The following is a 12492-nucleotide window of genomic DNA, read 5'->3' on the forward strand; positions in this document are numbered from 1 at the left end:
GACCGGACGGGTCCATCCGCGCTCGACCGAGATTCCGGGAATCCCTGCCACACTGCCACGACGCTGTTATCCACCGTGCATTCGTCGTACCACCGGGAGGAAAGACACCAATGGTGACGCCCCAGGACACGAAGACCTGGCCATTGTCCGAGACGATCGAGAACTTCCTCGACGAGCCGGCCATCGCGACGCTCACTACCTTCCGCCCCGACGGCTCCCCGCACGTTGTGCCCGTGTCCTTCAGCTGGGACGCCGACACCAGGCTGGTCCGGATCATGGTGGGCGCCGAATCGAAGAAGGCGAAGAACCTCATCGCCGCCCCAGGCAGCCGCGCCGCCGTGTGCCAGGCCCAAGGCGGCGGCTGGGTCACCCTCGAAGGCACCGCGACGGTCACCACTGAGGCAGAACGCGTTGCCGAGGGACGCAAGCGCTACATCAACCGCTACCGACGCCCCCGCCCAGAAACCGGTGACGGCAACGGCAACGGCGCACCACGCCGTGGCCCGTTCGGCGGCGGCAGGCCTGGTGGCCCGGGCGGTGGCCCCGGCGGCGGGCCTTTCGCAGGCGGCGGACCCGGTGCGGGCCAACGACGTCGCACCGACCCGTTGGACTCGTGGCAGGCAGTCATCGAGATCGCGGTCGACCGGGTGATGAGCCGCAACGTCTGACCTCGTCTCACCAGTCAGCCCCTCCCGCGTCACGACGCGGGAGGGGCTGACTGTTTTTGGCTATGCAGCAGTGCTTCCGGGCGCCTGCGAATCACAGAGCACCACAGTGAAGTGTGCCCGTTCACCGCCCGGCGCATCAAACTCTGCTGCCGCGTTTTGTTGAACGGCCAGAAAACCGGCCGTTCGTCTGGCGATTCCACTGCAGTTGAACGAGCGCCAAGCCGCACTGGCCGAAATAGTCACACAAGAATGTAAGCTCTGGCCACAACGGCACTTTCGATGCCTGAATCCATAATGGACACAGCGGAAGGGGGAGCTGTGAAAGGAATTGTGCTCGCCGGCGGCAATGGCACGCGCCTGCATCCAATCACGCTCGGTGTATCGAAACAACTGCTGCCGGTCTACAACAAGCCGATGATCTACTACCCGCTGTCCGTGCTGATGCTCGCGGGTATCAAGGAGATCGAGATCATCTCCGCCCCCGGCGACCTGCCCGGCTTCCAGCGGCTGCTCGGCGACGGCTCGTCGCTCGGCATCACCCTGACCTACGCGGCGCAGGACGAGCCCAGGGGGATCGCGGACGCCTTCCTGGTCTCCGCCGACCACATCGGATCCGACTCCGTCGCGCTTGTCCTCGGCGACAACATCTTCCACGGCGCGCGGTTCCCGACACTGCTGCAACGGGTCACACAGGACGTCAACGGGTGCATCCTCTTCGGACACCCGGTGCGGGACCCGGAACGCTACGGCGTCGCCGTACTCGACGAAGGCGGCAACCTCATCGCGCTCGAGGAAAAACCGGCACGCCCACGGACCAATCTGGCGGTCACCGGGCTCTACCTCTACGACAACAACGTCGTGGAGATCGCCAGGGGTTTGAAGCCCTCGCCGCGCGGCGAACTCGAGATAACCGACGTCAACAACGTGTATCTCGAGCGCGGCGAAGCCACCCTGATCGAAATGGGACGCGGTTTCGTCTGGCTGGACACCGGAACGCACGAAGCGCTGATGGAAGCCGGGCAATACGTGCAGGTTCTCGAACACCGGCAAGGTGTCCGGATCGCCTGTCTCGAAGAAATCGCCTTGATCATGGGCTATATCGACAGGGACGCGTGTTATCTGCTCGGCAGCCAGCTGGAGAAGACGTCCTACGGCCAATACATCATGGAAGTCGCCAAAGCCGGCTGAGGGAGATCTCGCGACGAAGTCTGGAGCATTTTGCTGTTACTGAGCCTGCTGCGCGGACGGCTGCGCCCACACCGCGGCACCATCGTGGCGATCCTCGGTCTGCAACTCGTGCAAGCGCTTGGCTTGCTCTACCTGCCGACGATCAACGCCGACATCGTCGACAACGGGATCCGGCACGGCGACACCGGCTACATCCTCGGCCAAGGCAGCCTCATGCTTGCCGCGGCCGCGGTGCAGATCGGCAGCGCCATCTGGTCGGTCTACCTCGGCGCCCGAGTCGCCATGGACGTCGGCCACGAACTGCGCGGCGCGATGTTCAAGCGCGTACGCGGCTTTTCCGTCCGCGAGGTGAGCCACTTCACCACGCCGTCACTGATCACCCGCACCACCAACGACGTTCAACAGGTGCAGCAGCTGGTGTTCACCACGCTGACCGTGCTGTTCACCGCGCCCTTCATCGGCGTGGGCGGCCTGGTCCTGGCGATGCGCCAGGACGTGCCGCTCTCGGTGGTGCCTGCCGTGGCCATTCCAGTCCTGATCATCACGACGGCACTCGTCATCAGCCGGATGACGCCTCCGTCACGAGCGATGCAGGACCGCATCGACACGGCCGGTCATCTGATGCGCGAGCAGATCACCGGAGTCCGGGTGATCCGCGCGTTCCGACGTGACCATCACGAGCAAGAACGGTTCGCCGCAGCCAACACCGACCTGATGACAGCCGCCCTGCGCGTGGGGCGGTGGCAGGCATTCTTCGGAGCCACCGCGGTGCTGGTCGCGAACTTGGCCGCCGTCGCGGTGATCGCGCTCGGCGCCGACAGACTCGGCGGCGGAGACCTGAGACCGGGCGTGCTGATCGCCTTCCTCGGGTACCTCGAACTGATCCTCTCCGCCGTGATGTTCGGCAGGACCGTGTTCATGCAGGCACCCCGGGCCCGTGTCAGCGCGGGTCGGATCGTGCAGGTGCTGAACACCCGTCCCACCATTCACGACCCCGCGGCGCCCACGCGACTGGTGACGCCCGCAGGCCGCGTGGACGTCAAAGACGTGAGCTTTCGCTATCCCGGCGCGGAGAATCCGGTCCTGCGCACCGTCAACCTGATCGCCAAACCAGGTCAGACGACCGGAATCGTCGGTTCGACCGGCAGTGGCAAGACAACGCTGATCAATCTGATAGCCAGGCTCCTGGACGCGGACGACGGCGCGGTGCTCATCGACGGCGTCGACATACGCGACATGGACCGTTCCGCCCTGACCAACACCGTCTGCCTTGTCACGCAGCGCGCTTACCTGTTCTCCGGCACGATTGGCTCCAACCTGCGCTACGGCAACCCCGACGCCGACGACGACGAACTGTGGCGTGCCTTGGAAATCGCCCAGGCCCGCGACTTCGTCAACGCCATGCCGGCCGGCCTGAACACGCCCGTCGGGCAAGGCGGCGGCACAGTCTCCGGCGGGCAGCGGCAACTGCTGGCCATTGCACGCGCATTGGTGGCCAAGCCACGGATCTACCTATTCGACGACGCGTTCTCCGCGCTTGACAACGCCACCGACGCCGCACTTCGTGCCGCACTGGCTGAGCATCTCGGCGACGCCACTCAGGTGATCGTTTCCCAGCGAGTGGCAACTATCCGCGCCGCGGACCACATCACGGTGCTTGACCGCGGACGAGTCGACGCCGCCGGAACGCACGAGGAACTGATCACAGGAAGCCGTGTCTACGCCGAGATCGTCAAGTCGCAGGAGATGAGATGACCGCACCGGCCGGTTTCAGCCACACGACACGGCGTCTGCTGAACAGCATGCGCGTCGACCGCACCCGCGCCGCCGGAGTTCTTGCTCTCAACGTCATCACGGTCGCCGCATCAACCACCATCCCACTGTTATTAGGCCACGCGACAGACACAATCCTGAGCAACGGCGTCACGGCAGTGCTATGGCCGCTCATGGCGGTTGTGGCACTCGGGTTGCTGGCATGGCTCACAACGCTGGTCCAGGGACGGTTGATCGCCACGCTGACGCAGCGGACAGCGTTCACCATGCGCGCGCAGATCAGCCACAAGCTGTCCCGGCTTCCGTTGCGTTACTTCGACAGCCGACCACGAGGCGAAGTGTTGTCACGCGCCACCAACGACGTCGACAACGTCGCCCAGACCGTGCAGCAAATCGTCAACCGGGTGCTGGCATCGCTGCTGATGCTGGCCGGGACGGTGACGATGATGGTGGTGATTTCCCCGTTGCTGACCGCCGTCGTGCTGACGACGGTTCCACTGACGATCTGGATATCCAGGCGACTGAGCCGACGCGCCCAACCACAGTTCACCGAACAATGGGCAGCCACCGGCCGGCTCAACGGCCACATCGAGGAGATGTACACCGGACACGAACTGGTCACCGCGTTCGGCAGGTGGAACGAGGCCACCGAAACCTTCGACCGGCACAACGAAGCTGTCCGCACCGCGGGTACGAAGGCACAGTTCGTCTCCGGCCTCATCGCCCCGTCCTTGCTCTTCCTCGGCAACCTGGCATACGTGCTGGTCGCGGTCGCGGGCGGCCTGCTGGTCGCGGCGAAAACCATGTCGATCGGCGAGATCCAGGCGTTCGTCACGTACGTCATGCAGTTCAGCTACCTGTTCACCGGACTGGCCACGCTCGCGGGACAAACCCAGTCGGCGATCGCGTCGGCCGCACGGGTCTACGAACTGCTGGACTCCACAGAGCAGGAACCTGATCCGGCAAGCAGCTCCCAGACCGGCCGCCATACCGGCCGAGTCACGTTTTCCAACGTCACCTTCCGCTACCGCAACGACCAACCCCTGATCGAGAACCTGTCACTGGAGGTCGAACCGGGACAGACGATCGCGATCGTCGGACCGACCGGTGCAGGCAAGACCACACTGGTCAACCTCCTGCTGAGGTTCTACGACCTGGACAGCGGCACGATAACCATCGACGGCCACGACATCGCCGCGATGCCAAGGGAACAAGCACGCCGCCACATCGGCATGGTCCTCCAGGACACGTGGCTGTTCCACGGCACAATTGCCGAGAACATCGCCTTCGGCTGCCCAAACGCATCCCGTGACCAGATCACCGCAGCAGCACAGGCCGTGCACGCCGACCACATGATCCGCACCCTGCCCCACGGCTACGACACGATGATCGACGAGAACAACGGTGGCCTCAGCGCGGGTGAACGCCAACTGATCACCATCGCCCGCGCATTCCTGATCGACCCGGCCGTCCTGGTGCTGGACGAGGCAACCAGCTCGGTGGACACCCGCACAGAAATGCTTGTCCAGCAAGCAATGAGCTCACTTCGACAAGGACGCACGAGCTTCGTGATCGCGCACAGGCTGTCGACAATCAGAGACGCCGACAAGATCCTCGTGATGCGTGAGGGCCGCATAGTCGAGCAGGGAACACACCAGGAACTCCTTGCAGCGAACGGCTTCTACGCCGAACTACACGCCGCCCAATTCACCAAGGCCTGACAGAAGGCCTGAAAGGAGGCCTTGCACCTTGCAGGACAACACAAAGCGAAAACCAGCCCATCCCCGAGCGCCGTGGTGGGCACAGCGCAGGGCAAACGTCGCGGCATAGAGGTCACGGCCCAGACATCACGGTGCAGCCATCATGGCGACAACCGTCGCGGCACAGACATGGCAGCGCAGACATGGCAGCGCAGCCATTCCAGCGACAACCGTCGCGATCAGCACAAACCAAAGCGGCGCCACTCTTCCGAATGGCGCCGCTTCCCACGTACCCCTCAGCCGATGCTCCTGCTCATCAGCTCCTTCTCAATAGCCAAACACTCGTGATAGTCCGGCAACTCACCCGCCGCAGCCACCTCAGCCAGCTTCGGAGCAACCGTGTCCCGAGGCGACACGATCGGCTCAATATCCGCGGGAATAGGCAGCCCCAACTCCGGATCGAAGGCATCCAACGCCAACTCATGCGACACGACGTACTCGCCGGAGAGCATGTACGACATCACGGTGTCGTCCTTGAGCACGATGAAGCAGTGGCCGACACCGACCGGCAGGTACACCGCGTTGAACTCCTGCGGGTTCACCACGACGGCATCCCACTTGCCGAAGGTCGGCGACCCCACCCGGATGTCGACAACTATGTCGATCGCCTCCCCAGCCGCGCAGTACACGTACTTCGCCGCACCAGGAGGCGTGACCGTGTAGTGGATCCCCCGCACCACGCCCCGCTTGGACCTGCTGTGGTTCGTCTGCGCCACTGGGAACAGCGGGGCGCCGTACGCCTCGACGAACGCGTGCTCCTGGAACGGGGACACGAACACGCCGCGCTCGTCAGGGAACACCGTCGGCGTGAATTTCAGCGCACCGGCGACCGCGAGCTTTTCCACCTTCATCTGAACTCCCTCAGAGTGTGTTGAGGACCTCGCGGAGGGCACTGATGATCTTGTCCTGCAGATCGAACGACAGTGACGGGTACATCGGCAGCGAGAAGATCTCCTTGGCCAGCTTCTCGGTGACCGGCAGCGAACCTTCCTCGTACCCGAGGTGCGCGAAGCCGGTCATGGTGTGCACCGGCCACGGGTAGCTGATGTTGAGCTCGATGTCGTAGGACTTCAGCCGCTCAAGGATCTCGTCCCGGCGCGGGTGCCTGACCACATAGATGTAGTAGACGTGCTCGTTGTTCTCAGCCGTCCGCGGGAGCTTGATCTCGGTGTCGCTCAGCGCTTCGACGTACCGCTGCGCGATGGCACGCCGGTCCTCGATGTACTTGTCGAGCCGAGTCAGCTTGCGGCGCAGGATCTCGGCGTGCACCTCGTCGAGCCTGCTGTTATGGCCCGGCGTCTCCACCACGTAGTAGCGCTTCTGCTCGCCCCAGTGGTTGTCCATGCCGTAGTAACGCAGCCGCGCCAACCTCCGCGCGATGTCCTTGTTCGCGGTGATCGTGGCACCGCCGTCGCCGTAGGCACCAAGGACCTTGGTCGGGTAGAAGGAAAACGCCGCGGCGTCGCTCATCGTCCCGGCGAGCTTGCCGTTCTGCCGTGCGCCGTGCGCCTGGGCGCAGTCCTCCATGACCAGCAGGTTGTGCTTGGCCGCGAGCTCGCGCAACGGTCGCATGTCGACACACTGCCCGTAGAGGTGCACCGGCAGCAGGCAGCGGGTCTTGTCGGTGATGGCCGCTTCCACCTGTGTGGTGTCCATGAGGAAGTCCTCCTCGCGGACGTCGACGAAGACGGGTTTGGCACCCACACCATCGATCGCGACCACGGTCGGCGCCGCCGTGTTCGAGACGGTGATCACCTCGTCGCCCGGGCCGATACCCATCGCCTGCAGGCCGAGCTTGATCGCGTTCGTGCCGTTGTCCACGCCAACGCAGTGCGGGATCCCATGCCACGCGGCGAATTCCTCCTCGAACCCGCGCACGCTCGCACCCAGCATCAAGTTGCCGGAACGGAACACCTTCTCGACCGCGTCGATGATGTCATCATGCTCGTTCTCGTACTCGGCCAGATAGTCCCAGACACGAATGGTCACGATCGTCCCTTCCCGACAACACCGACGAAGATCCCGCGGCCGCCCTGAACGTCCTCGATGTACTCCACATCGAAGCCCGCCGCGACGAAGGCCGCCTCGTACTTCTCGCGAGTGAACAACTTGTGCTTGTACGTCTCGACGAAGTGCTTCGACCCGGCCGCATCCGCGACCAGGAAGTGCACGTTCATGGTCGAGACGTCCCCGGAGCGCACCGTGTGCGAGACACGCGCGATGGTCCGCTCCCCGGTCTTGACGACGTCACCGTTGACGTAGCCGTCGATGAACTTCTCGAAGAACCACCACGGCTCGACAACGACCACTCCCCCATCGGTGAGGTGCCGCCGGAAGCACTCCAGTGTTCCGCGCAGCTCGTCGTCGTTCCAGGTGTGGCCGATCGACCCGAAGAGGCAGACGACGGCGTCGAACCGGCTCTCGAGGTCGAAGGCACGCATGTCGCCCTGGTGCATCGGCGAACCGGGCAGCTTGGACCGCGCGACGCCCAGCATGTCCTCGGACAGTTCGAGCCCTTCGACGTGGTCGAAGTGTTCGACGAAGTGCACGAGGTGCCCGCCCGCCCCGCATCCGACGTCCAGCAGCGAGCGCGCTCCCGGCTGGCGGGCGCGGATCACTTCGGTGATGTACTCGGTTTCCGACCGATAGTTCTTTCCCCGACGGCTGTTGACGTCGTCGTGAATTTCGGCGAGATCACGTCCGTACACTTGACTCCTCTCCTGCCTTGTCGAGCATGGCTTTCACAGTGCGGTCCACGGCGTCGTGCAGCTGCGTTCGCGCGCACCACCCCGAGGCGAGCTGGAACGGCACGGGGTCGATCATCACGCTCAGGAAATCAATGACCGGCGCATGCGCGGGCGGCTGCACGGAAGTCACCGGCACCGCGGGCTTTCCGGTATGCGCCGCAACGGATTCCGCGACAGTCCGGAAGACTGTTGCCAGCTCGTCGTGACGGCCGGTGCCGACCACCCAGTGACGCCCGGCCAGTGGGTCCGGACGCCGCATCACGGCAATGAAGGCCTCGGCCAAGTCCTCCACATAGATGAGATCGCGTTTGACTGTGCCGTCGTGCCACATTGTCAGCGGTTCGCCTGCCAGCGCCCGTCGGACCATTGTGGACACGACGCCTTGGTCGGGCACTCGTGACCGTGGGCTCTGGCCGAAAATCGTCGGCAGCCTGAGGCTTACGCCCCGCAGCACGCCTTCATCCGTGGCAGTCTTCAACAATCGCTCGGCGGCGAGCTTCTGGCGGTCGTACTCGGTCTCTGGCCGATCCGGCTCGCTGCCGTCCATCGGATAGTCCGGCGGACGACCGATCTGTGAGGTCGTCGCCGCAGTGACCACCAACGGAGCCGCTCCACCGGAACGCCGTCCGCGCAGGATCTCCACGAGGTCACGCATCACGCCGACGTTTATCCGCTCGCTGTCCGGGTCCCGCTCGGCGTCACGCCAACCGCCACTGTGCTTGCACAAATGGAAAATGACGTCCGCGTCCGCGACGGCCTCGGCGAGGCGTCCGGAATCGGTGAGATCCGCGGTGCACACCTCGATCTCGGCCACTGACCGGTCAGGGACCGGGCTGCGCCTGCGGGCGACCGCGCGCAGCCGGACAGGCAGGTCCGCGAGAAATCCTATGAGGACAGAACCCATATATCCGGATGCTCCGAGCACACTGACTACCGGCTTGCTCATCGAAGTCCTCTTCGTTCAGGCGCCGTACCAAGAATCGGCGCCGCCGCGCCGCCTGTCGAGCATGGCACTCGGCTGTCCCCCGGCGCATCTTCGAGTGCCGCGGTACGTTCAACTGCGCGACGTCCACACACGAACACGGTCCGGTTCGGTACTCGTTCGACTGCTGAATGAATGGTTGTGTGTACCGCGACTTCTGGGACAGTCTCATTTCATGCGTTGGACAGTGCACGGTGAGCGCTTGGTTTACGGCAGCAAGTGGATGGAGTTGTTCCTTTCCGACGTCGAAATACCGGGCGGTGCGCGATTCGAACACCACCTGATCCGCCTGCACCCGTCGGTGGCCGTTGCCGTACTGGACAACGCGGATCGCGTACTCATGTTGTGGCGGCACAGGATCACCACCGACACGTGGGGCTGGGAACTGCCCGGCGGCTCCGTCGAGGCCGACGAGAAGCCGGAGCAAGCCGCACTGCGCGAGGCCGAGGAGGAAACCGGGTGGCGGCCGCACAGCGTCGCCGAACTCGGCTATATCCAGTCCATGGCCGGAATCGCCCGTGCCGAGCAACACATCTTCGTGGCAGAAGGCGCCGACTACATCGGTCCCCCGGCTGATTCGCACGAGTCCGACAGAATCTCATGGATCCCGCTTGCCGACGTGCCTGACATGATCGCACGACGTCAGATCGTCGGCGGGGCAAGCGTTGTCGGCTTGCTCCAGCTGTGCCTGGCCAGCGCTGCGCGCGAGAAGCCGCGGTAGGACCTGCTGACTCGAACCGATCACGAGGAACGGATTCGGTTTTCTTTCCCTTGGAGCCCAGATGCGTTTCCTGTCCACAACCCAACCCCTCACGGTGGCGATCGTCGGACTCGGCTATGTCGGTTCCTGCATCGCGGCGACACTGGCCGAGCGGGGCGTCGACATCATCGGCGTCGACACCGATGCCGAACTGATCAAAGAGCTGAACAACGACTACTGCCGGTTCCGCGAACCAGAGCTGACCGAGCTCTTGCTCGGCGGCATCGCGGCCGGCCGAGTCCGGCTGAACACCGACTACTCCGACGTCGAGACCGCCGATGTCGTGCTGATGACTGTGGGTACGCCCATCCGCGACGACGGCTCCCTCGCCGAAGACCAGCTGCGGGGCGCGTGCCAGGAGTTGAGCCGCCACCTGCGCGAGGGCCAGCTGGTCATGGTCAAGAGCACTGTCCCACCCGGCACCACGCGGTCGCTTGTGCTTCCCCTGCTTGAGAAAAGCGGGTTGACCGCGGGCGAGCACTTCGGGCTCGCCTTCACCCCCGAACGACTCGCCGAGGGCACCGCGATCCACGAGCTGCGCACGTTCCCGATCGTGGTCGGTGGGCTGGACGCGGACAGCGCGGCCGACGCCGCCGAGTTCTGGCGCCGCGCACTGGGCGTCGAGACGATCGCACTGGACACAGTGGAGGCCGCGGAGATCGTCAAGCTGGCGGACAACTGGTGGATCGACCTGAACATCGCGCTGGCCAACGAGCTGGCCAAGTTCTGTGCACTGTTCGAAGTGGACGTGCTGGACGTCATCGCCGCGGCCAACACGATCAAGAAGGGCGCCGGGAACGTCAACATCCTGCTGCCCAGTGTCGGCGTCGGTGGTTCGTGCCTGACCAAGGACCCCTGGATGGTGTGGCGGACGGCCCGGCAACGCGGTGTGGAAATCCTGACCGCGTCGACCAGCCGTGAGGTCAACGCCGGCATGCCGGAGTACACCGCGCAGCTCGCCCTCGACGAGTTGGTGGCGCTGGGCAAGGACCCCGCCAAGGCGAAGATCGCGGTACTGGGCCTTGCCTTCAAGAACAACACAGGCGATCTACGAGCCACACCAACGCAACCCGCGGTGGCGGCACTGGCGAAGGCCGCGGCCGAGGTACGGATCTTCGACCCGCTCGTGGACGCCGAGCCTGCCGAGAAACTGTTCGGCATCACGCCGTCAGCAAGCCTGACCGAGGCGGTCAAGGACGCGGACTGCATCGCGATCCTCGCCCTGCACCGGGAATTGGCGGACATCGACTTCGCCACCCTGCCGGTCGCCAAGTCGTGTGTGGTGCTCGACGGGCGGGCCTACTACTCGAAAGAGAAGATCGCCTCGCTGCGCGAGCTGGGCTACGTCTACCGGGGAGTCGGCCGATGAGCGTGGTGGTGACCGGCGGCTGCGGTTTCATCGGCAGCCACCTCGTGGAGAAGCTGATCCCGCTGGGCGACCAGGTGAAGATCTTCGACGGCGTGCCGCCGCCTGAGCACCACGCGCTGGCGCGGAAGCACGCGCAGTTCGTCAAGGGCGACATCCGCGACAAGGACAGCCTCGCCAAGGCGATCACCCCGGATGTGGACGTGGTCTACCACCTGGCCGCGGTCGTCGGCGTCGACCAGTATCTGGCCCGGCCGCTCGACGTCATCGACACCACGCTCACCGGCACGAGGAACGTGCTGGAACTGGCTGCTCAGGCGGGTGCCAAGGTGGTACTCGCCAGCACAAGCGAGGTCTTCGGCAAGAACCCGGCCGTTCCTTGGCGGGAGGACGGTGACCGGGTGCTCGGCCCGACCACCGCGGACCGCTGGGTCTACTCCTCCAGCAAGGCGTTGGCCGAGCACGTCACGTTCGCGTTCGCCCGTCAGCACGACATGGACGCCACGATCATCCGGTACTTCAACGTGTACGGGCCTCGGCAACGTCCGGCGTACATCGTGAGCCGGTCGGTGCACCGGGCGCTCAACGGACTGTCCTTGGTGGTCTATGACGAAGGCCGGCAGACTCGGTGCTTCACCTATGTCGACGATGCGATCGAGGGAACGCTGCTGGCCGCGGCGAGCCCGAAGTCGGCAGGGGAAGCGTTCAACATCGGGTCGATGGTGGAGACGACCGTCGGTGAGGCCGTCAGCCTGATCGCGAAGTTGTCGAACTCCGACGCGGAGATCGTCAACGTCGACACGCGGGCCAAGCTCGGGAAGGTCTACGAGGACCTGGCTCGCCGGATTCCGGACAACACCAAGGCAGGCGACATCCTCGGCTGGCGGCCGACGACGAGTTTGCGGGACGGCATCGCGGCGACGATCGCGTGGGCGCGCGAGAGCTCTTGGTGGCTCGCGCTGCCCGACAGCGGCGCCGTGTAGCTCCCGGCGGAAAGCGTGCCGAATGGCTGAAAGGCGCTCCTGAACAGCAATGTGCGACGTACGTGCACTTTGGTCAGGAGCGCCTTTTCAATGGGATTTCCGCCGCATGCCGTGATCACATGTCGGCAAAGAACGACGGATCACAGCTGAGGCTGGCACTTGTCGCGCTCACGGTCCAGTTGACCAAATGGCTTCGCCGCCGCAGTGCCGCCGAGGAATGACCCGCGTTCTGCCCGGGACGGACGGGGTTTGTCCGTCCCGGGCG

At 64.8% G+C, this 12492-nt stretch carries 11 protein-coding genes; 7 read left to right on the top strand and 4 right to left on the bottom strand.

Translation table 11 applies throughout. The features are described from left to right. The first annotated feature begins 110 nt into the window (after positions 1-110). The 4 genes from B9C43_RS56175 (at position 111) to B9C43_RS45465 (ending at position 5350) form a co-directional block, all read left to right on the top strand. Positions 111-668, top strand: coding sequence for a pyridoxamine 5'-phosphate oxidase family protein (locus B9C43_RS56175; protein ID WP_143447065.1), 558 nt, complete (start codon positions 111-113; stop codon positions 666-668). 318 nt (positions 669-986) lie between these two features. Next, complete coding sequence (gene rfbA / locus B9C43_RS45455; RefSeq protein ID WP_033392103.1) at positions 987-1856, top strand: glucose-1-phosphate thymidylyltransferase RfbA; 870 nt, start codon at positions 987-989, stop codon at positions 1854-1856. A 33-nt stretch (positions 1857-1889) separates the two neighbouring features. Next, positions 1890-3611 carry an ABC transporter ATP-binding protein gene (locus B9C43_RS45460; RefSeq protein ID WP_084433837.1) on the top strand — a complete coding sequence of 574 codons (1722 nt, stop codon included), beginning with the start codon at positions 1890-1892 and terminating at the stop codon, positions 3609-3611. Then, positions 3608-5350 (top strand): ABC transporter ATP-binding protein, encoded by a 1743-nt coding sequence (locus B9C43_RS45465; RefSeq protein WP_084433568.1) that lies wholly within the window; start codon positions 3608-3610, stop codon positions 5348-5350. Before B9C43_RS45460 ends, B9C43_RS45465 begins: the two co-directional genes overlap by 4 nt. A gap of 275 nt (positions 5351-5625) precedes the next feature. Here the strand turns inward: B9C43_RS45465 and B9C43_RS45470 are convergent, their stop codons facing one another. From B9C43_RS45470 to B9C43_RS45485, 4 genes are read right to left on the bottom strand one after another with little or no spacing between them, the layout of a single operon-like run. Next, positions 5626-6240, bottom strand: a complete 615-nt coding sequence (locus B9C43_RS45470) for a dTDP-4-dehydrorhamnose 3,5-epimerase family protein (RefSeq protein ID WP_084433569.1) — start codon at positions 6238-6240, stop codon at positions 5626-5628. A 10-nt stretch (positions 6241-6250) separates the two neighbouring features. Then, a complete protein-coding gene (locus B9C43_RS45475; RefSeq protein WP_084433570.1) occupies positions 6251-7378 on the bottom strand; it encodes a DegT/DnrJ/EryC1/StrS family aminotransferase in 1128 nt (375 codons plus the stop codon). Next, a complete protein-coding gene (locus tag B9C43_RS45480; RefSeq protein ID WP_084433571.1) occupies positions 7375-8097 on the bottom strand; it encodes a class I SAM-dependent methyltransferase in 723 nt (240 codons plus the stop codon). Before B9C43_RS45480 ends, B9C43_RS45475 begins: the two co-directional genes overlap by 4 nt. Next, positions 8084-9082: an NAD-dependent epimerase/dehydratase gene (locus B9C43_RS45485; RefSeq protein ID WP_084433572.1), complete on the bottom strand. Its 999-nt coding sequence runs from the start codon at positions 9080-9082 to the stop codon at positions 8084-8086. The genes B9C43_RS45480 and B9C43_RS45485 overlap by 14 nt, the downstream gene beginning before the upstream one ends. A 211-nt stretch (positions 9083-9293) precedes the next feature. Between B9C43_RS45485 and B9C43_RS45490 the strand changes: the two genes are divergently transcribed. From B9C43_RS45490 to B9C43_RS45500, 3 genes are all read left to right on the top strand, one after another. Next, the gene (locus tag B9C43_RS45490; protein WP_033392096.1) at positions 9294-9839 is read left to right on the top strand and encodes an NUDIX hydrolase; all 546 of its coding nucleotides are present in this window, start codon (positions 9294-9296) and stop codon (positions 9837-9839) included. A 61-nt stretch (positions 9840-9900) separates the two neighbouring features. After that, a complete protein-coding gene (locus B9C43_RS45495; protein WP_084433573.1) occupies positions 9901-11247 on the top strand; it encodes a nucleotide sugar dehydrogenase in 1347 nt (448 codons plus the stop codon). Then, positions 11244-12227, top strand: coding sequence for an NAD-dependent epimerase/dehydratase family protein (locus tag B9C43_RS45500; protein WP_084433574.1), 984 nt, complete (start codon positions 11244-11246; stop codon positions 12225-12227). Before B9C43_RS45495 ends, B9C43_RS45500 begins: the two co-directional genes overlap by 4 nt. Positions 12228-12492 lie beyond the last annotated feature (265 nt).

This window comes from Kibdelosporangium aridum, from assembly GCF_900176515.1.
In the GTDB taxonomy this organism is placed as follows: domain Bacteria; phylum Actinomycetota; class Actinomycetes; order Mycobacteriales; family Pseudonocardiaceae; genus Kibdelosporangium; species Kibdelosporangium aridum.

What these genes read in the sequence shown, in the direction of transcription:
- B9C43_RS45495 (WP_084433573.1), top strand. Translation starts at nt 9,901, where the DNA reads ATGCGTTTCCTGTCCACAACCCAACCCCTCACGGTGGCGATCGTCGGA.
- B9C43_RS45500 (WP_084433574.1), top strand. Translation starts at nt 11,244, where the DNA reads ATGAGCGTGGTGGTGACCGGCGGCTGCGGTTTCATCGGCAGCCACCTC.
- B9C43_RS45465 (WP_084433568.1), top strand. Translation starts at nt 3,608, where the DNA reads ATGACCGCACCGGCCGGTTTCAGCCACACGACACGGCGTCTGCTGAAC.
- B9C43_RS45490 (WP_033392096.1), top strand. Translation starts at nt 9,294, where the DNA reads ATGCGTTGGACAGTGCACGGTGAGCGCTTGGTTTACGGCAGCAAGTGG.
- B9C43_RS56175 (WP_143447065.1), top strand. Translation starts at nt 111, where the DNA reads ATGGTGACGCCCCAGGACACGAAGACCTGGCCATTGTCCGAGACGATC.
- B9C43_RS45485 (WP_084433572.1), bottom strand. Translation starts at nt 9,082, where the DNA reads ATGAGCAAGCCGGTAGTCAGTGTGCTCGGAGCATCCGGATATATGGGT.
- B9C43_RS45470 (WP_084433569.1), bottom strand. Translation starts at nt 6,240, where the DNA reads ATGAAGGTGGAAAAGCTCGCGGTCGCCGGTGCGCTGAAATTCACGCCG.